Raw genomic sequence first — 20,088 nt, forward strand, 5'->3', positions numbered from 1 at the left:
CTGAAACTGTCTTTTATCTACGACCAATTAAGCTCTTCAGTAGTTGCTTCATGTCTTCCCGCTAAAGTTCTGTGAGATTTAATTTAACTTTGACGATTGTTTGGTTCTTGAATTCTGATTCCCCCAAAGTTATCGACCTACGTTTGACGCCAAACAAAAATATAAGGGCATATTACTTCTATAATGACTGGCTTATTTACTTATATAGATGTGGTCACATGGCTAACAAACTGAATCTTAACTGGCCTGAATTTCTAGAAAAATACTGGCAGAAAAAACCCGTTGTATTGAAAAATGCATTTCCTGGTTTTGTCGACCCTATCACTCCAGATGAACTGGCCGGTTTGGCGATGGAACCGGAAGTTGACAGTCGCCTAGTCAGCTTCATTGATGACAAATGGGAAGCGAGCCACGGTCCGTTTGAAGACTATAGCGAATTAGGCGAAAAAGGATGGTCACTGCTAGTACAAGCCGTCAACCATTGGCATATGCCTGCCGCTGAACTGGTAAAACCGTTCCGCGTGCTGCCTGAATGGCGTCTTGATGACTTGATGATCTCCTATTCAGTGCCTGGTGGTGGTGTTGGGCCACATATTGATAACTATGATGTTTTTATCATCCAAGGAATGGGACGCCGCCGCTGGCGAGTGGGTGACGCCCTTCCCATGCGTCAGTTTTGCGCACATCCGGCATTATTACATGTTGACCCATTTGAGCCGATTATTGATGTAGAAATGGCAGTGGGCGATATTCTGTATATTCCGCCGGGATTCCCTCACGATGGCTTCACCTTCGAAGATACCATGAACTATTCTGTCGGCTTCCGTGGTCCTACTGGGCGCGATTTGCTGAGCAGTTTTGCTGACTATGCACTGGAACAGGATTTGGGTGGAATAAACTATGGCGATCCTGACCTGAAAGTCAGTAAAAATGCGGGAACCATGGAGCCTCATGAGGTTGAACGCTTACGCGCTATGATGATTGAAATGATCAATAAGCCCGGTGATTTTGAACAGTGGTTAGGTCGTTTTGCAACCACTCCACGCCATGAGTTGGATATTGCCCCTGCTGAACCGCCATATCAGCCGGAAGAAGTACTGAGTGCTTTGAATGCAGGTGAAAAATTGATACGACTAAGCGGGCTACGAGTCATGCGCATCGGCGATCATTTCTTTGTTAATTCAGATGGTTGGAATACCACAGAAATAAAAGGTGCGGACGCATTGTGCCAGCTTACGGAAATTGGAATAAATGAACTCGATGAAGCACTGGATAACCCAATTTTTGTCGCTGAGTTGACCGAATTTATCAATCAGGGATATTGGTATTTCGAAGAATAAGTTACTTTAGCCTAATAAGATAAAACACCTGGTGATGGGTGTTTTATCTCATTTTCCATTACTCGTCATAAACTCAATAAACTTTTTTGTTTTCAACGGAATATAACGGGCATATGGATAAATTAAGATAAACGGACGAGTTGTTCCCGCATACTCTTGCAGAACTTCTACTAGCTCACCGCGTTGTAATTCTTGCTCGACAGTAAATCGATATACCTGCATAAGACCAGCCCCATTTTTCACTAATGTCAGCGTGGCCAAAAAATCCTGCTGGCATAACAAACGCCCTGTCGTCTCTATTTTTACAACATTCCCTTGTGAACGAAATGTCCACGGTATTTTTCTACCACTACTGGGTAAGGAATATTGAATACATTCATGATGCATAAGGTCAGAAAGAGCATGAGGTGTGGAATGCTGCTGCAAATATGAAGGTGCAGCCACAATGATGAGTTCAGCATCCTCAAGGCGACGGGCAATTAATCCTGAATCATGTAACTCGCTTCCTCTGATAGCAACATCATAGTTATCCTCTGAAAAATCAATATTTTCATTGCTGACTTCCAGATTTATTTTCAATTGCGGATACCGAGAACAGAACTGATTTAATCGAGGGAGTAATCGGTAATGCGCATAGAGTGTTGGAACACTAATACGGAGTATCCCAACTGGTATCTGATGTTCCCCAGAGATTTTGCTTTCGGCCTCAATGAGTTGATTTAACGCATTTCTACAATCCAAGTAATATTGCTGCCCCGTGTCGGTTGTTCGCATACTGCGTGTCGTTCTAACAAATAATCGGGCTTGCAATCTTTTTTCAAGTCGGCCAACAGAACGACTGACTGCAGCTGGAGTAACGCCAGCTGCATTAGCCGCCGCTGTAAAACTACCGGTTTCTACGGTAAGGCAGAATAATTCGATACTGCCCATTTGCATATCATCAAAATAGCGTTGCATAGCCACCTGAAAGATTAGTTACATAATGTATAAACTATAATAACACTGCGATTATTTTTCAATTTTAAGTAATGAATTATTGTTATAGGCAACATCAATACAACAACGCCAACTTCTGTAATCAGTCGATGGCACGACAGAGAACAATAAAATGCCCTATATCAATATCAAAGTGACAGATGAAGGTGTCACCAACGATCAAAAAAAACGCTTAATTGAAGGTGCGACCACCCTGCTCAATCAGGTACTTGGAAAACCGAAGTCGTCTGTTTTTGTCGTAATTGATGAAGTCAAAACCGACAACTGGGGAGTTGGCGGGGAGATCGTAACCGATCTTAGAAAAAACGAAAATTCACGATAAGTTGGAGATAAAAGCATGAAAGCTGCAGTCATTCATCAATTTGGTGGCCCTGAAGAAATAAAATATGAAGATCTGAATATGCCTCTAGCGGGTCTAGGTGAAGTCCTCGTTAAAACACTGGCAATTGGCACTAACCGACTTGACCACTATGTTCGTTTAGGTGAAATTTCACCCGATATCACCTTTCCCCATGTTTTAGGTTCCGATGCGGTAGGTCAGGTTATAAATTGGGGTGAAGACGTCACTGGATTTAATGTCGGTGACCGCGTGATCTCAATGCCAGGTTATCCATTGGATCCGTCAGAAGCACATATTCGCCCAGTGACAGTTGCCAGTAGTTACGCTATTCCCGGGGTTCACACTCAGGGAACCTATGCTGAATATATTGTCGTACCTGCGCAGTGGCTATTGATTGATAATACGGACTTACCCGTTGAGCAAATCGCTGCACTTCCGGTGCCACTACTTATTGCTATTCGTTCTGTGGAAATTGTTGGTGAAGTTAAAGCCGGAGATACCGTTCTGGTGCAGGCGGGTGCGTCAAGTACAGGGTTGATGAGCATTCAGGTGGCGAAAGCGCTTGGGGCGCGCGTGGTCACAACGGTACAGAATTCAAACTCGGTTGAAACAGTCAAAGAATTTGGCGCCGATTTTATTATTAACACCTCTGAACAGGATTTTGTTTCTGCCATCCAAAAATGGACTGAAGGAAAAGGTGTTGACGTTGCAATTGATAACTTAGGTGGCGACATTCTTCAAAAAACAATCAACGTAGTGCGCCCAGAAGGCATTATTGTCTCAATGGGTTTTATGGCAGGTACGCAAGCGACAATCGATGTTCGTAATTTTTTCTTCACTCAAAAACAGCTACGAGGAACATTGGTTGGCGATATAGAAGATTTTTCAAGATGGCTTCCTGCTATTAAAAAAGGGCTAATCAGACCATTGATTGACAGTACGTTGCCGTTATCTCAGGCAGCTTATGCTCATGAGCGAATTGCAAACAACCAGGCACGTGGCGCAATTATACTTATTCCTTAATATTATTCGCTCTCAGCCACCGACCGCTATAAAAAAGTCGGTGGTTCAATTCTTATCTATCCTCAGAAATCAAAACCTCTTTTTTTAAAAGATAATCAAAACATCAGCCAACCATTCTGATTGCTCTTTATAAATAGAATCTTACTTTAAGCTTATTCTGTTATCTCAACGGATTAAATTCCAATATGATTAAAAACTATCAACAAAACTAATTTATCCAGCTAATGGAGTATCAATATGTTTGTCACTCGCAAATTCACCAAAGGAATTTTATTTGTATCGGCGTTAGCGTCATGGCAAGCATTTGCTGAATCAGCGCCGCTTTTGCACCCTCTTAAACTCAATCAAGCCACGATTTTTTTACGCGGTGCCGAGTTAACGAATAGCGCCACTGTTAATTTACCGCAAGGCGAAAGTAAACTGGTTTTTACCAATGTTGCTAACCACCTTGATCAAAAAAGCCTTTCTATTAGCTTAGATAATGAAGATGTTTTGATTCGCTCAATTGATGTGCAAACCATTGCAGTGGAACCTGTCTACACAGGTGAAGTGGCAAATTTAAAAACGCAAATAGACGCGATAACTAAGCAAATTTCAGAACTTAATATCAAAATAAAAGTGGGTGATGACCAACTTGCTTTACTGAAAGACCAGCGCTTTTTTGGTGAAACGACGACATTATCCCTTGAGCAGTCCGCATCCAAATTGGAATTTATTCGCAAGCAAATGTCTGCGATATTGAGTGAAAACTTAGCGTATCAGCAGCAGATTGATGAATTGACAGAGAAACAAGCATTATTGCAGACAAAATTTGAAGGCATTCTTCCCGATAATATTGGTGAACAGACGCAAATTGTGTTGACGGTTGATGCTCCCAAAAATTTGAGTACTAACATGCAAATCTCGTATGTCACTCCCGATGCCGGTTGGTCTCCAAGTTATGATATTCGCGCTAAAGATATTGATAAACCAGTCAGTATTACCTACAAAGCTGATGTTATTCAAAATACTGGCATGGACTGGGACAAAGTTAAACTTACCCTTTCCTCTGCCAATCCAACGCGTAATATCACCCCGCCATTTTTAACGCCATGGTTATTGTCTGTTTATGACCAATATAATCAAGGCTATATGAGCGGAAAAATGTCCGCAACCATGGATATGGAGGTAGCAGCACCTGCGCCAGTAGCGGAACTCTCAGCAGTAAAAAAACGCAGCCCTGGAATGGCAAACTATGTGTCGACCAACACCAATGGCGTGAATCTCAGTTATAACATCGACTTGCCTTTTAGCTTAGCCTCTACCCCTAAAGCAAAATCCATTACCATTAAGCAAGCGGATGTTGATGCTAAATATCGTTATACATCAACGCCAAAAATGGCTGAAGAAGTCTATTTGCAAGCACAAATTGATGACTGGGATACACTGAACTTACTGAATGGTCCTGCAAATATTTACTTTATGAACAGCTATGTGGGTGATTTTTATGTGAATTCAGGGCAATTAACTGAGACTCTCGATATTCCATTCGGGGTGGATGATAACATTCAAATTTCTCGTGTGAATAATGCAGGTATGCGTAAAAAACCGACCTTTATGGGCTCCTCGGTTGAGCAAAAAGAAAGCTTCTTAATTAAAGTACGTAATACGCGGAAAAATGACATTAAACTGTCTGTTTATGACCAACTCCCGACGAGCCGAGATGCCGATATTAAAGTGCTCAACCCTGAATTTAAAGGCGGAAAATTAGATGAAACAGAGAATAAAATTGAATGGGATTTAACGCTTAAACCTCAAGAGACCGTCGAGTTACCGCTAAGTTATACGCTGAAATACCCTAAAAATAAGCAGATTAATGGATTATAACTCACTAAATAAGTTAATTATTTTACTGGTGTAAAAGAACTAAATAAGGGGCTTGGAAGCCCCTTAATAATAAGGTTAGAATGATTCAAAACAAACAACGATAACAACCTGAGGTACCTAATGATTATTCTAGTAACCGGCGCAACATCAGGATTTGGTGAAGCTATTGCTCGCAAATTTATTCAGCATAACTTCACTGTGATTGGAACAGGACGTAGAACTGAAAGATTAAATGCATTACACCAAGAATTGGGTGACAAATTTTATCCATTAACTCTGGATGTACAAGACCGAAAAGCGATTCAACACGCTGTAGCTAATTTGCCCTCCCACTTAAAAAATATCGACCTTTTAGTGAATAATGCGGGGCTTGCTTTAGGTTTAGAGCCTGCATTTAATGCTAATCCGGATGACTGGGAAACTATGATCAACACAAATACCAAAGGCTTAGTCAATATGACTTATGAAGTGCTGCAAGGTATGGTGGAAAAAAATCACGGACACATTATCAATATTGGCTCTACCGCGGCATCTTGGCCATATAAAGGTGGCAACGTTTACGGTGCAACCAAGGCATTTGTAAAACAATTTTCCTTAGGATTACGTGCAGATTTAGTGGGCAAAAAAATCCGTGTGACCGATATTGAGCCAGGGTTAGTCGGTGGAACTGAGTTTTCAAATGTCCGCTTTAAAGGTGATGATGAAAAAGTCACGAACACCTATAAAGGCGCGGATGCCCTCACTGCTGAAGATATTGCGGAAACTGTTTACTGGGTGGCAACACTTCCGGCTCATATGAACGTTAATACACTGGAATTAATGCCGGTGTGCCAAACATTTGCTGGCTTAACCGTACATAAACAATAATAAATTTTCGTACTATTCTATAAAGACGGCATTATTGTTTATTAGCTATACTCTGGTTATAGAGCGAGTATTGAAACGAAAGGAAATTACATGAGCACGTCACAAAAATTTATCAAAAATGGTCTGGCTGCAATCTGCTTCTGCCTCCCTTTGATGTGGGTTAATGCGGCGCAAGCAGCTAATACATCATGCGCTGCGGGTAGCACTTGTGTTTCTGTCGGCAATGGTAGTAATGATCCGTTGAATAAGGAACAGGCGCGACAAGATAAAGAACAGTGGGATGAGACTAAAATGCTGCGTTCTAAAGTTAACCGTCGCACTGAAAAAGAGTTTGATAAAATTGACGCCGCATTTGATGCTAAAGATAAATGTGAGAAAAGTTTGAATCTTAATGCGTATTGGGAGCCAAATACTCAACGTTGTCTTGATGTTAACTCAGGTCGTCCAATTATCAATCCATAGTTGAAAATAGACTATATCGATAAAACAAAGGGCGCTATTTGCGCCCTTTTGCTTAGATAATAAATTAAAATCTCTATAAAGATTAAAATGCAGGAACCGAAACAAATTCTTGCAGTTTTTCACCATCTAAATAATGTCCCAACTCTTTTTCTTCAGGACGCAATAAATAAGGAATTTCACCCAATAATGGCGCATTAATATGTTGTTGCATTCGCTGGATAATTTGAGCGTAATGTGCCAAGCCTGGGTTGATTCTATTGGCTAACCAACCGACTAACGGTAAACCATCCGCTCGAATAGCTTCAGCTGTCAATAATGCATGATTGACACACCCATGCTGAATGCCGACGACTAAGATCACGCCAACAGATTGTTTTTTCAACCAATCAGCATAAAAAGTATTATCATCGAGAAGATAACGCCATCCACCATTACCTTCGATAACAACTATGTCACTTTGCTCGTGAAGGTGATCTAATCCTTTATTGATTTTATTAAAATCAATACTGTTTTCATGGCTGTAATTATCACCAAGTCGGACAGGGTTAACTTCATCATACGAGACTAGATCTTGCGAAACACGATGAATAAGAAGTGCATCCTTATTGCGCTTCCCTTCAGGTGTATCGATACATTGATCTGCAATAGGTTTGTACCCTACTGCTTTAATACCTTGATTATTAAGTGCTTGTAATATTGCTAGTGTCGATACCGTCTTCCCGACATCTGTATCTGTCCCGGTAATAAATAGATTGTTCATGGTTGTTCTATCCTGAAGTGACAGACTAAAGTCAGCAAAATGCTATAAAAATGATATGAATTCAGTTTATGGGAATGGGGAAATGATAAGTTTGCGTTAGCTCAATTTTGTGTAAGATAATGAGAAGTTTATCAAATTGTATTAGCCTTGCAGTAATTGCAACAACAGTGAGCCATCATAAAGTGCATTTTGAATTAATGCCGTTTCACTTTCGTTAATTGAAATTGTTGATTTCTCAAACATTAATTTATTACTGTAAAGTGGATTCCCATATAATGAGATAAAATATTGTAGGCGAGTAAACCAATAATTTTGCTCATCAGTTAAAGGCGAATTAATTAAAATTAATTCGGTTCCAAATAAATTAATCATCATAGCTAATGGATAAGCGAGTCGTTTGGCTGTTATATCGAGTAATAAAATACATAATGGATCATTTTCTATTGCACCTCGACTAATTGTATCAATATCGACGCTCTCTTTATGCAAAATAGATTCAGGATAATCTGCAAGTAATTCGCTTGCTTGCTGAATAATTGAAGGAATGGATACCTTAGTTTCTAAGCAGCTCTTTCCTCCACAATAGCAAGATTGTGGTCTTTCTGAATCAGTTGGAGTATGTGCAAATAATATAGGCTGACGTGTTATTGAATCCAGCGAATAGCCGTGATTCAGCACTGCGATATTAACCATTTCTTGAATCTGTAAATAAATAATATTTTTTTGTGCTCGAGATTCTGAATGTTTGAGGTGGTCGCCGATAGCTAGAGCATTAACAGGCGGGTGAAGATAGACGGGTAGCCCTGTTTTTTCTGTGAGCATTTCGCCGATAGCCAGTTGGTGGACATGGTAGTCAGGCAACCTATAAATAACTCCAGAATAAGAGTCTAAGAGACCATCTAATAAGATACTGATCGCCGTAACTCTTTCTAAGTAAGACGCGGTTTCTTCGAAAAATAGACTAATCAGTTCCGATAACCGATCACTAAATTGTTGATTACCTTTTACATCAAAAGGATAGCATTGCTCCGTGAGGGTTTTAGCATTAATTTCTTTTAACGAAATAATAGCGTGTTGCTGTTCAATTCGAATGGCTAAAAATTGCCAACCTTCACTTTCAATGACTAACCCAACGGCTGGGCGCCCTCTTAACCCTAATACTGGAAATTCACGTTCTTGTATCAAGTGAGCATCCATCAATTCACGGGTAATTTTGGTGATACTCGCCGGAGCCAATTGAGACTGTTTTGATAACGCAATACGGGAAATAGGACCATGCTGTGCAATAATTCGGTACACAAGCCCTGTATTTAATTGCTTTATTTGGTCGGTATTCCCCGTTTGGTTTATCATCTTAACACTCAGAAATCGTTATAAATTATGATAGATTATGCCTGATATAAATGAAAACTCGGCTACATTTACATATAAAACGTGATGCAAATCTCGTTAATCATTTCAAATCTTACGCTTTATATGCTCACAATACTTATATACCCACAATATTGTGCAGCAGTAATTCAGTCAGTTTTTTAGCCGCAGCAGGTGGCGTTCGTCGAGTATTGTAGACCAACCAGACTTCTGAAGTAGCTTGAATATTCGCGAGTTTTAGATACCTCACACCGTCAATCTTCATTCGTGTAAAGGATTCAGTGATGATGGATATTCCCATTCCAGCAGATACCAAACCTAGAATGGTCATAGCTTCTCCTGCTTCTTGGGAAATTGTAGGAACCACTCCTTCGGAAGCTAATAATTGGTTAATCTCATCATACAGTGCCGTCCCTACTTCCCGCTCAAAGAAAACTAACGGATAAGCGGCTAGTTGCTTAATGTCGACACCACTTTCTTCAAAAGCCAGTAAAGGATGCCCTTCATAAACCGCAACCATAAAAGGCTCTCTAAACAATAATTGATAGTCCAATTGTTCAGGCAATATTGTATTGCGCATGATGCCAATGTCTATGCGCCCGGTCACTAAAGGCGGGATTTGCTGCTTCGTATTCATTTGATGCATATGAATAGAAACATCAGGATATGCTTCTCGGTATTGGCGTAGGCTCATGGTGACTTTGTGCATGAATGGCGTTGTTGACGTAAAACCAATAGATAATTCGCCCAGTTCCCCTTTTTCCATCCGAGCCGCTTTGGTCGCAGCGGCATCGACCTGCCCTAAAATTTGGTAGGCTTCCTTGAGAAACATGGCGCCAGCTGGGGTTAAGGCGACATTGCGGTTATTTCGCTCTAATAATTTGGCATTCACCATTTCTTCAAGCGCCTGTATTTGCTGGCTTAGTGGCGGTTGAGACATGTGCAAGCGCTCAGCTGCACGTCCAAAATGTAGCTCTTCGGCAACCGCAATAAAATAACGTAGGTGGCGTAATTCTATGTTCATTAGATTGATATTTTAAATGTATCATTGTGTATTATTAATATATTAGACAAAAAAATAGAAAGTTTCTATTCTTTGATCGAAATCAAGTCCGTTTAGTCGTCAAGGAATTTACATGGAACAGCAGTCAAATAGCCTCTCAACGAGCCAATCTCTCCAAGGAAAACAAACCAAAACCTTGACCAATACAGAGCCGAAAAAACATTATATTCAACGGGACGATGCTCTGTACCTGCGTGTCACTCTGTCATTTTTTACTGTAGGTTTTGCAACATTTGCGTTGCTGTACTTTGTACAACCTATTTTGCCAATGCTGTCAGCGGATTTTAATATTTCCCCAGCGACGGCCAGTTTATCACTCTCTTTAAGTACAGGATTAATGGCATTGGGATTGCTGATCACTGGTCCTATTTCCGATGCAATTGGTCGTAAAAATGTGATGGTCATTTCCCTGACTTGTGCGGCACTTTTTACATTAATGAGCTCGATAATGGAGAGTTGGCAAGGGATTTTGATCGCTCGTGCATTAGTGGGATTATCACTTAGCGGTGTCGCCGCTGTCGCCATGACCTATTTGAGCGAAGAAATTCACCCGAGCTATGTTGCACTGTCGATGGGCTTATATATCAGTGGTAACTCAATTGGGGGAATGAGTGGGCGTTTAATGACTGGGGTTATAGCCGACTATTATTCATGGCGCGTTGCGGTGGTTATTTTAGGCTCATTGGCGTTGTTGGCCGCGATTGGATTCTGGCGCTTATTACCACCATCCCAACACTTTCGCGCGAGTTCTCTGAAACCTAGAAACCTTTGGGTTAACTTACACTTACATCTACGCGATACGGGATTACCTTGGTTATTTATTGAGGGCTTTATCTTGATGGGTGGTTTCGTCACCATGTATAACTACATTGGATACCGCTTACTTGAATCGCCTTATAATTTTAGTCAGTCTGTCGTAGGATTCTTATCTATTATTTATTTAACAGGAACTTATAGCGCGACTAAAACAGGAAGTTTGACCCAGAAACATGGTTTTGGGCGAATTTTAATTGCTGCCATTGCGATGATGTTAATTGGCGTAATTTTGACGTTACACAGTAATATCTGGGTCATTTTATTAGGCATGACAGTATTGACCACTGGATTCTTTGCCGGGCATTCCGTTGCAAGTAGCTGGGTTGGACGTCGCGCTAAACGGGCAAGAGGACAAGCATCTTCCCTCTATTTGTTTAGCTATTATGCGGGTTCCAGTATTGCCGGTACATTGGGTGGCTTTTTCTGGTCGGCATATGGTTGGAATGGCGTGGCATTATTTATTGCGGCTCTTCTACTGGCCGGTGTAGGTATCGCTTATAAGTTAAAAACAAAATGTTAGTGGCTTATAAATTACCGAATAATCCAATAAGTTAACTGCTACCAAAGGTTAGAATTCACATCCTCATCATAGTTAATAGAAAATATATAAATTAATCAATGATGAGGATCTTCAATGAAAAAATTATTATTATTTCCTTTATTACTCTGCTATAGCTACTTTGCCCTGCCTCATGGCTATATCGAGTATCCTGCAAGCCGAGCTTACCTGTGTAAATTACAAACCAATAAAAACTGTGGCGCTATTCAGTACGAACCTCAATCTGTTGAAGGATTGAAAGGATTCCCTCAAAAAGGACCGGTTGATGGTAAAATTGCCAGTGCGGGTGTTGCGGCTTTTTCATCTATCGATGTTCAGAATCCTTTTCGCTGGACGCGCATGTTAATAGAAACACCTGATTTTGATTTTTTCTGGCGATTAACGGCGATCCACAAAACGACGAAATGGGAATATTTTATTACACGAAAAGATTGGAACCCAAGTGAACCATTAACCCGATCCCAGTTTGAATTAACGCCATTCTGTAAATACGAAAAAGTAGAGACGCCGCCGAGTTTAGTGCAGCACAATTGCAAGCTCCCTCAAAATTACCAAGGCTACCATATTGTTTTGGGGGTTTGGACCATTAATGATACGGGCAATGCATTTTATCAAGTGATTGATATAGAGATAGATTATAAGCAATAACAGCAAGAAAAAACCATGATGGGATAGTACAATACCCTACTGCGCTATCCCTTAATTTCCTGATTAAGCCTGTTGATAAACTGAGATGTTAATGTTAGTTTTGTTTTATAATCACAAAGAATGTTGTAACTAAATATAAGGTTGAATACATCAAATGTCCAAACAACAGTTAATTAGCTCATTCAATCTATTAGAGTCGAATATTAATCTGCTATGCCAATTGCTTCAGGCGCAAAAAGGTGTCAATGCGGCTGTATTTAGTTTACCGGAAACCCTTAAAGGGGACGAAAACAATGAAGTCAATTCTATCTTTGTGGATAAACATACGGGAAACGATGCAATAGCCCAAACAATAGAGCTATTTAAGCTTTTGTTTATTCATAAAAAATCAGAATTAGTTAGCAACAAAACAGCGATACGTTTACCAGGAGCGATTTGTTTAGCACCCTCTTACGCTGAATATAAACAATTTCAGCAGTTAATTTCCGATATCAACCAGTTAAAAATAGACATTAAGCAAATAGTGACCAATGTCGATGAGGCTCATCGGTTTGAATTTATAAGAGAAAGTTTGCATGGGCTACTTACACTGAATACCTATCGAACATTCACCGCTGTTGTCGATCCTGATACTATTCGTTTTGGGTGGGCAAATAAGAAAGTGATCAACAAAGTGACTCAAGAAGAGATGCTCAACCGTTTACAAGCCAGTCTAGAAAGCGGAAGAACACCGGCTCATTTACAGCGCGAACATTGGCAGCTGCAGTTAGAAACTGAGATCCAGTTAATTCGCTCCCTTCCCCATGATTGCATTCTAAAAACACAGCGTCCGGTTAAAGTTCAACCTATCGCCCGAGTTTGGGACAAAGAAACTCAAAAGCAAACACAATATCCTTGTGCGACGCCGATATTGGTTTTTGCTGTCGATAAAATATTGAGTGACATAAAGTTGGGTGAGCTGGCGGATTATCATCAAGACAGTATCGCATTGCGTAATCGCCCAAAAGCAAAGCCTGTTGAATTACTGATACCACGCTTAAATCTGTATATAGAGCGATAAAAAAAGCCCCTGCTCTATTTCTAGTACAGGGGCTGAAAACCTTATCTTAGATAAAGATAAAGATAATTACGACTTCATGCTACCAACCATATCTTCTGGACGAACCCACTCATCAAATTGCGCTTCAGTTAAGTAGTTCAATTTCAGAGCTGATTCTTTCAAAGTCAGGCCTTCTTTGTGCGCTTTTTTCGCAATTTCAGCTGCTTTGTCGTAGCCGATATGGGTATTTAGCGCAGTCACTAGCATCAGAGATTCGTGCAGTAATTTCTCGATACGCTCACGGTTTGGTTCGATACCTTCCGCACAGTGTTCGTTGAAGCTACGCATACCATCAGCTAATAAGCGGATAGATTGTAAGAAATTATCGATAACCATTGGACGGAACACGTTCAATTCAAAGTTACCAGAAGCTCCACCAATGTTCACTGCAACATCGTTACCCATCACTTGAGCGCATAACATAGTTAATGCTTCGCACTGAGTTGGGTTCACTTTGCCTGGCATGATTGAGCTGCCTGGTTCGTTTTCAGGAATCGAAATTTCGCCGATACCACAACGAGGACCCGATGCTAACCATCTAACATCGTTAGCAATCTTCATTAAAGAAGCAGCTAAGCCTTTTAATGCACCGTGTGCGTGAACTAATGCATCACATGTTGCTAATGCTTCAAATTTGTTCGGTGAAGTCACAAACGGTTGACCCGTTAATTCTGCAATTTTCTTCGCAACACGAACCGCATATTCAGGGTGAGTATTTAAGCCTGTACCGACCGCAGTACCACCTAACGCAAGCTCGCAAACATGTGGCACTGCGTTTTCAATATGTTTTTCATTATGGGCTAACATAGCGGCCCAACCTGAAATTTCCTGACCCAATGTTAATGGTGTTGCATCTTGTAAATGCGTACGACCGATCTTAACAATGTCTTTGAATTCTTTTGCTTTCGCATCGAGGGTTTTATGCAGAACTTTCAGTTCTGGCAGCAAATGTTCACGCATCGCGACAACGGCCGCCACGTGCATTGCTGTTGGGAAGACGTCGTTAGAGCTTTGGCTCTTGTTAACATCGTCATTTGGGTGGATCAGACGGTCGTTACCGCGCTGTCCCCCGAGGATTTCGCTACCGCGGTTAGCAAGTACCTCATTCATGTTCATGTTACTTTGAGTACCAGAACCAGTTTGCCAGATAGCGAGGGGAAATTCTGTTGGATGCTTGCCAGCAAGGACTTCGTCTGCCGCAGCGATAATCGCATCACCGCGATCTTTTGGCAGTAAACCTAAATCCATGTTCACGCTTGCAGCCGCTTTTTTAGTGACAGCTAATGCGTGGATCAGAGCAACAGGCATTTTCTCTACAGAGATACGGAAATGTTCTAAAGAACGCTGCGTTTGCGCGCCCCACAAGTGGTCAGCAGGTACTTCAATTGGTCCCATTGAGTCTTTTTCAATGCGAGTGGCTGCCATTACTAGCTCCTTAGGTACATATTCAGAATAATTAATTTTAGAATCATCTGCTTGCAGGTAAGCAAATAACCGAGCAGTATAATGCCACAAATTGAATTTCAATTATGAGACTTGGTCGAGCTTATTGTGCTGTAGTAAAAAGGAAATTAGTTGATTTTTGCAAAAAGAGAGTTTTGATATGCTAAAAATGATAAACCAAATCCAACACTATGATTGGGGAAGTAAAACTGCCCTCAATGAGCTGTATGGCTATCCTAATCCGGATAATTTACCTATGGCTGAACTTTGGATGGGCGCTCACCCCAAAGCCAGTTCTGAGGTCATATCCCCCTTAACACATCAGAAAATCTCGTTAAATAGCTTCATTAAAGAAAATCCAGAGAAAATACTGAGCAAACATATCGCCGAGCGCTTTGGCCGATTGCCTTATTTATTTAAAGTATTGTGTGCTGCTCGGCCTCTCTCTGTTCAAGTTCATCCAAATAAGCATGATGCAGAAATAGGATTTGCTAAAGAAAATGTGCAAGGGATCCCTTTAGATTCTCCTATACGTAATTATAAAGATGATAATCATAAACCAGAGCTGATTTATGCATTAACGCCTTTTAAAGCAATGAATGCATTTCGTCCTATAGATGAAATTGTCGAATTATTTAGCTTTATTGCAGCCGCTCACCCTGAAATTCAACTTTTCGTTCAAGCACCAAGTGAAGAACGACTTAAAAAATTATTTGCACAGATTCTTAATCTGACAGGCGAACAAAAAGATCTTGCTATAGGGGTATTAAAAGCTGCATTAAATAGCAAACAAGGTGAGCCTTGGAATTCAATTAAACAAATGGTGAACTTATATCCAGAAGATAATGGTTTATTTACACCTTTAATGCTAAATATCGTTGAATTACAACCAGGTGACGCCATGTTCTTAGCCGCTAGAACCCCTCACGCCTATTTAGAAGGTGTCGGGTTAGAAGTGATGGCTAATTCAGATAACGTTTTACGGGCTGGATTGACCAGTAAACATATCGATGTTAAAGAACTGGTTGATAATATTGATTTTAAATCAATTAAAGCTGAAGATTTGTTCAACATTCCCGAAAAATCTGGAAATGTCTGGAAATATAAGATCCCAGTAGAAGATTTTTCATTTAATATATATTCTATTGACTGCTCTGGGTTATTCATAACTAACCATGTTGCTTCAATTTTGTTTTGTATTGAAGGTAAGTTAGTATTGCGATCAGGTAATCAAGAAATAAACATGAATTCTGGTGAATCTGTTTTCTTACCTGCTTATGAGGATAACATTTCTATTAAAGGAAATGGTCAATTAGCCCGAGTATTTAATTTTTAGGTCGTATTCTGTATTTAGCCGTTGGTACACACAGCCAAACGGGTAATAAAACTTATATTATTTTTACATAAGTACGTTTTGTACGTACTGAAAGGATGGATGTTGATAATGAAAAAGTCATTAGTTGCGGTAGGTGTTATCGTTGCTCTGGGCGCAGTATGGACTGGCGCATCATGGTACACAGGTTCAAAAGTTGAAGCTGAACTGAATAAAGTGATTACGAATTCCAATGCGTTTATCACCGCTAACAATCCAAGTGCTGATGTTGTCTTCAAATTAGAGAACTACAAACGTGGTGTTTTCTCTTCTCAAGCTGACATCGTCATTACTTCAACCACTTCTGCTGACGAAAACATCGTCTTTAAAGCGGATATCTCGCACGGTCCACTGCCATTATCTCAAGTGGCTAAATTCAACCTGATGCCAAAATTGGGCGCAGTGAATGTTGAATTAGCGAACACTAAAGCGACTAAAGAGCTGTTTGAAGCGACTAAAGGCAAGCCATTCATGCATGGTTCTGCGGTTATCGGCTACAGCAAAAATGTGGATTCTAGCATTGAGCTGATCCCACTTGAGTACACTAAAGATGATGGTAAGTTCTCTTTCAGTGGCGCTAAATTTGATATCGCAACCGGTTCTGACTTAAGCACCGTTGATGCATCTTTAGTGACTGATAGCTTAGTCATTAGCAGCACCAAGGAAGAAGGCTCTATCACCATGAAAGGCCTGAAGCTGGTTTCTAACGTCACGAAATCTCAGCACGGCTTCTATACTGGTACTCAATCTTTCGTGATCGCAGATACCGATGTTAGCATCCCTGAAACTAAGTTCTCGTTCAAAAACTTAGACGTTTCAAGTGATACATCTATCAACGGTGATGATGTTAAAGGTAATATTTCTTACAAAATCAGCGATGTAAAAGCGTTAGAGCAAAACTTAGGCTCTGGTGAGCTGACGGTTGCTATCGAGAAATTAGATGCGAAAGCATTAGGCAAGTTTGTGGAGCAATACAACCAAGCATTGGCTGATGGCTTAGCAACAGGCAACCCTGGTGAAGTTAGCGAAAAAATCGCAATGCAGATGATGACCACGACTCTGCCAGAGCTGATGAAAAGCAAGCCTGTATTCACAATGAGCCCGTTCTACTGGAAAAACGACGCTGGTCAAAGTTCTATCGACCTGAGCATCACATTCAACAAGTGGAATCAAGACGAAATCACTGCGTTAGCAATGCAAAACAAAGTGGATGAAGCGTTCAAACAACTGATCACTTCTTTCGACTTCAGCATGAAACTGAACAAGCCAATGATCATTGAGTCAATGACTCAAGCGATGATCTTAGATGGTGGCGTAGCAGTATCAGCAGAAGACAAGAAAGCGGTTCAAGAACAAGTTTCTGAAGAGTTCGCAGGCGTTCAACAAATGCTGACTGCGGATATGTTCTCTAACCCGTTCGAAGAAATGTTCATGACGGATGAACAACGTGCAGAAAAAGCGAAAGAGAAAAAACACCCTTGGATGATCGACAGCGAAAACGATTTAACCATGACTGTTAAATTCTCTGGTAACGATCTGACCTTCAACGACGACAAATATACCTTAGCTGAATTCTTAACTAAGATGAAAATGATGCCGGGCGCAGAAGATGAAATGGGTTACGAAGAAGAAGCTCAACCAGCTGATGGTGCAGAAGTTGCAGAACCTGCAATTGAAGCAGAACAACCAGCAGAAGCGCCAGCTGCACAGTAATTGATTCTTAAGATAATTTTCCCTTAAGATAAATCAAGTAAACGCCAGTCACACAGACTGGCGTTTTTCTTTTTATCACCCTCTTTTTCATTGATTTTTACTCAATTACAGACAAAATGGAGGCAGTATATCTATAAGGATCATTTATTGTGATAAACAAACAACTCCCACTCACGGATTTACATCGCCACCTTGATGGCAACATTCGCCCAGAAACCATTCTTTCCCTTGCACAACAACATCACATTCAGCTTCCAGCCGATGAAATTGAAGCATTACGCCCTCACGTTCAAATTATGGGACAAGAAGCCGATTTAGTGGGTTTTCTGACTAAACTGGATTGGGGTGTTGCTGTCCTCGCAGATTTAGATGCTTGTAAGCGCGTCGCATTTGAAAACGTGGAAGATGCGTTCAACGCTGGTATCGACTATGCTGAGTTGCGTTTCTCCCCTTACTATATGGCCATGAAGCACCAGCTTCCTGTTGAGGGTGTTGTTGGCGCAGTTATTGATGGTATTGCCGCTGGTTGTCGCCAATATGATATTCAAGTGAACCTGATTGGTATTTTAAGCCGTACATTTGGGCAACAAGCTTGTGCCATAGAATTAGACGGTCTTCTTGCTCATCGAGATAAACTATGTGCTCTCGATTTAGCTGGCGATGAGCTAGGATTCCCTGGCGTCCTATTTGAAGAACATTTTACCAAGGCGCGTAATACTGGACTCAATATCACTGTTCATGCGGGTGAGGCCGCAGGCGCAGCTAGTATTTGGCATGCGATCAAGCATTTAGGTGCTCAGCGTATTGGCCATGGCGTAAAAGCCATTGAAGATCCTGAACTTATTGAATTTTTAGCAAAAAATAACATTGGTATTGAAAGCTGTTTAACTTCAAATATTCAAACCAGCACCGTCCCTTCACTGGCTCATCACCCATTGAAAACGTTTTTATCCCACGGTGTATTAGCATCCATTAATACCGATGACCCTGCTGTTCAAGGTATCGAGCTACCTTACGAATATAATGTTGCTGCATCGCAAGCCGGCCTAACACAAGCTGAAATTGAGCAAGCACAACGTAATGGCTTAACGATGGCTTTCCTTTCCGACAGCGAAAAAGCCGCGTTAATGCGTAAAGCGGCCAGCCGATAATCCCGTTATAACCCCCTCCGTTATAACTACCAATAGGGCAGATCCCGTTTCTGCCCTATTTGACCTTTCGATATTTCAAGTTATCTCTGCTGCTAATCTGTTTTATAGTATTAAACCCTTTAGTATGTTGTAACTAAACTGGCATGTAGATAAAGGCAGCAATGGCTGCCTTATCGTGTTAATTACTGTTTTTCTAATCGTTTGGCATATTTCTGGGCTATCACTGCACACACCATTAATTGAATTTGATGGAAAATCATTAATGGCAGCAAAATAATCCCCACTGTTGCCGCTGGAAATAAAACGTTCGCCATCGGCACGCCGTTCGCTAAACTCTTTTTCGAACCACAGAACAGGATGGTAATTTCATCTTCCTTGCTAAATCCAAGAAGGCGCGCTGACATCACGTTAATCACCATCACCACCACTAACACGACGCAAGAAACTAATGTAATGATAAACAATGAATAAGCATCGATAGTTTGCCAGATGCCCTCCACTACCGCTTCACTGAACGCCACGTAAACTACCAGGAGAATCGATGAGCGGTCAGTGGTATTAACCAATCTTTTATGGCGATTAATCCAGTTAGCAATTAACGGGCGGCACAAATGCCCAACAATAAACGGCACCATTAATTGCAACATAATTGAGCCAATCGCGTTCAGAGTGTCCATGGCTTGGCTGCCGTCGGTATCCATTAGTACCCCCACCAAAACAGGTGAGAGGAAAACCCCTAAAATACTGGATGCCGAAGCGCTACAAATCGCGGCAGCAACGTTGCCCCCTGCTACTGAGGTAAATGCAATCGCTGACTGCACGGTTGCTGGCAATGCACATAAATAGAGAAAACCCATATACACCGTCGGTGACATCCAATGAGGCACCATGAAACGTAACGCAATACCAATAATGGGAAAGAGAATAAAAGTGCTAGCAAATACCAGTAAATGAAGCCGCCAGTGCCCCATCCCTGCAACAATAGATTCTCTGGATAACTTAGCTCCATGCATAAAGAACAGTAGCGCAATTGCCGCTGTAGTTAAGTGCTGAAAAACGGTTTTGACTTCCCCTTCACAAGGAAAAATACTGGCGATAACCACTACGCCAATCATAATCAACAGAAAAGAGTCTATTTTAAGTTTTGCTAATAAATTCATTCGATTTTCCACAAATAAAAAGCCAGGTTTCACACTGGC

18 protein-coding genes are annotated in these 20,088 nt (G+C 41.0%); 12 read left to right on the forward strand and 6 right to left on the reverse strand.

Translation table 11 applies throughout. From position 1 onward, the window contains the following. Positions 1–218 precede the first annotated feature (218 nt). Entirely contained in the window at positions 219–1,340 is a 1,122-nt protein-coding gene (locus GKR71_RS01840) for a ribosomal protein uL16 3-hydroxylase (protein ID WP_154633874.1), read from the forward strand. A gap of 48 nt (positions 1,341–1,388) precedes the next feature. Here the strand turns inward: GKR71_RS01840 and GKR71_RS01845 are convergent, their stop codons facing one another. After that, positions 1,389–2,297 carry a LysR family transcriptional regulator gene (locus GKR71_RS01845; RefSeq protein ID WP_036947938.1) on the reverse strand — a complete coding sequence of 303 codons (909 nt, stop codon included), beginning with the start codon at positions 2,295–2,297 and terminating at the stop codon, positions 1,389–1,391. A gap of 151 nt (positions 2,298–2,448) precedes the next feature. Between GKR71_RS01845 and GKR71_RS01850 the strand changes: the two genes are divergently transcribed. From GKR71_RS01850 to GKR71_RS01870, 5 genes are all read left to right on the forward strand, one after another. Continuing rightward, complete coding sequence (locus GKR71_RS01850; protein ID WP_036947935.1) at positions 2,449–2,658, forward strand: tautomerase family protein; 210 nt, start codon at positions 2,449–2,451, stop codon at positions 2,656–2,658. A gap of 15 nt (positions 2,659–2,673) precedes the next feature. After that, entirely contained in the window at positions 2,674–3,699 is a 1,026-nt protein-coding gene (locus tag GKR71_RS01855) for a quinone oxidoreductase family protein (RefSeq protein WP_108478109.1), read from the forward strand. 237 nt (positions 3,700–3,936) lie between these two features. Beyond that, on the forward strand, positions 3,937–5,565 hold the full coding sequence (locus tag GKR71_RS01860) for a DUF4139 domain-containing protein (RefSeq protein WP_154610118.1): 1,629 nt from the start codon (positions 3,937–3,939) through the stop codon (positions 5,563–5,565). 120 nt (positions 5,566–5,685) lie between these two features. Continuing rightward, positions 5,686–6,432 carry a bifunctional NADP-dependent 3-hydroxy acid dehydrogenase/3-hydroxypropionate dehydrogenase YdfG gene (ydfG, locus tag GKR71_RS01865; RefSeq protein ID WP_108478107.1) on the forward strand — a complete coding sequence of 249 codons (747 nt, stop codon included), beginning with the start codon at positions 5,686–5,688 and terminating at the stop codon, positions 6,430–6,432. 90 nt (positions 6,433–6,522) lie between these two features. Next, entirely contained in the window at positions 6,523–6,894 is a 372-nt protein-coding gene (locus GKR71_RS01870; protein WP_006659792.1) for a DUF1283 family protein, read from the forward strand. Positions 6,895–6,976: 82 nt separating this feature from the next. Here the strand turns inward: GKR71_RS01870 and bioD are convergent, their stop codons facing one another. The 3 genes from bioD to GKR71_RS01885 form a co-directional block, all read right to left on the reverse strand. After that, positions 6,977–7,654 carry a dethiobiotin synthase gene (gene bioD / locus GKR71_RS01875; protein ID WP_036947919.1) on the reverse strand — a complete coding sequence of 226 codons (678 nt, stop codon included), beginning with the start codon at positions 7,652–7,654 and terminating at the stop codon, positions 6,977–6,979. 141 nt (positions 7,655–7,795) lie between these two features. Next, positions 7,796–9,007 (reverse strand): ROK family protein, encoded by a 1,212-nt coding sequence (locus GKR71_RS01880; protein ID WP_154633875.1) that lies wholly within the window; start codon positions 9,005–9,007, stop codon positions 7,796–7,798. A gap of 136 nt (positions 9,008–9,143) precedes the next feature. Beyond that, complete coding sequence (locus GKR71_RS01885; protein WP_036947913.1) at positions 9,144–10,049, reverse strand: LysR family transcriptional regulator; 906 nt, start codon at positions 10,047–10,049, stop codon at positions 9,144–9,146. A 112-nt stretch (positions 10,050–10,161) separates the two neighbouring features. On the opposite strand from GKR71_RS01885, the gene GKR71_RS01890 reads away from it, so the two are divergent. From GKR71_RS01890 to tus, 3 genes are all read left to right on the forward strand, one after another. Next, a complete protein-coding gene (locus GKR71_RS01890) occupies positions 10,162–11,424 on the forward strand; it encodes an MFS transporter (protein WP_108478104.1) in 1,263 nt (420 codons plus the stop codon). Between the two features lie 114 nt (positions 11,425–11,538). Next, entirely contained in the window at positions 11,539–12,111 is a 573-nt protein-coding gene (locus GKR71_RS01895; protein ID WP_036947909.1) for a lytic polysaccharide monooxygenase, read from the forward strand. A 154-nt stretch (positions 12,112–12,265) separates the two neighbouring features. Further along, positions 12,266–13,171 (forward strand): DNA replication terminus site-binding protein, encoded by a 906-nt coding sequence (gene tus / locus GKR71_RS01900; protein WP_154633876.1) that lies wholly within the window; start codon positions 12,266–12,268, stop codon positions 13,169–13,171. Positions 13,172–13,237: 66 nt separating this feature from the next. On the opposite strand, the gene fumC is transcribed toward tus, so the two are convergent. Beyond that, the gene (gene fumC, locus GKR71_RS01905) at positions 13,238–14,635 is read right to left on the reverse strand and encodes a class II fumarate hydratase (protein ID WP_036947899.1); all 1,398 of its coding nucleotides are present in this window, start codon (positions 14,633–14,635) and stop codon (positions 13,238–13,240) included. Between the two features lie 178 nt (positions 14,636–14,813). On the opposite strand from fumC, the gene manA reads away from it, so the two are divergent. The 3 genes from manA (at position 14,814) to add (ending at position 18,889) form a co-directional block, all read left to right on the forward strand. Next, the gene (manA, locus tag GKR71_RS01910; RefSeq protein WP_154633877.1) at positions 14,814–15,989 is read left to right on the forward strand and encodes a mannose-6-phosphate isomerase; all 1,176 of its coding nucleotides are present in this window, start codon (positions 14,814–14,816) and stop codon (positions 15,987–15,989) included. 108 nt (positions 15,990–16,097) lie between these two features. Further along, positions 16,098–17,738: a YdgA family protein gene (locus GKR71_RS01915; RefSeq protein WP_036947894.1), complete on the forward strand. Its 1,641-nt coding sequence runs from the start codon at positions 16,098–16,100 to the stop codon at positions 17,736–17,738. A gap of 149 nt (positions 17,739–17,887) precedes the next feature. Continuing rightward, the gene (gene add, locus GKR71_RS01920) at positions 17,888–18,889 is read left to right on the forward strand and encodes an adenosine deaminase (RefSeq protein ID WP_036947891.1); all 1,002 of its coding nucleotides are present in this window, start codon (positions 17,888–17,890) and stop codon (positions 18,887–18,889) included. A 182-nt stretch (positions 18,890–19,071) separates the two neighbouring features. Here the strand turns inward: add and GKR71_RS01925 are convergent, their stop codons facing one another. Next, a complete protein-coding gene (locus tag GKR71_RS01925) occupies positions 19,072–20,049 on the reverse strand; it encodes a bile acid:sodium symporter family protein (protein WP_154599237.1) in 978 nt (325 codons plus the stop codon). Positions 20,050–20,088: the final 39 nt, after the last annotated feature.

Origin of the sequence: Providencia sp. wls1922 (assembly GCF_009706505.1) — a bacterium.
In the GTDB taxonomy this organism is placed as follows: domain Bacteria; phylum Pseudomonadota; class Gammaproteobacteria; order Enterobacterales; family Enterobacteriaceae; genus Providencia; species Providencia lanzhouensis.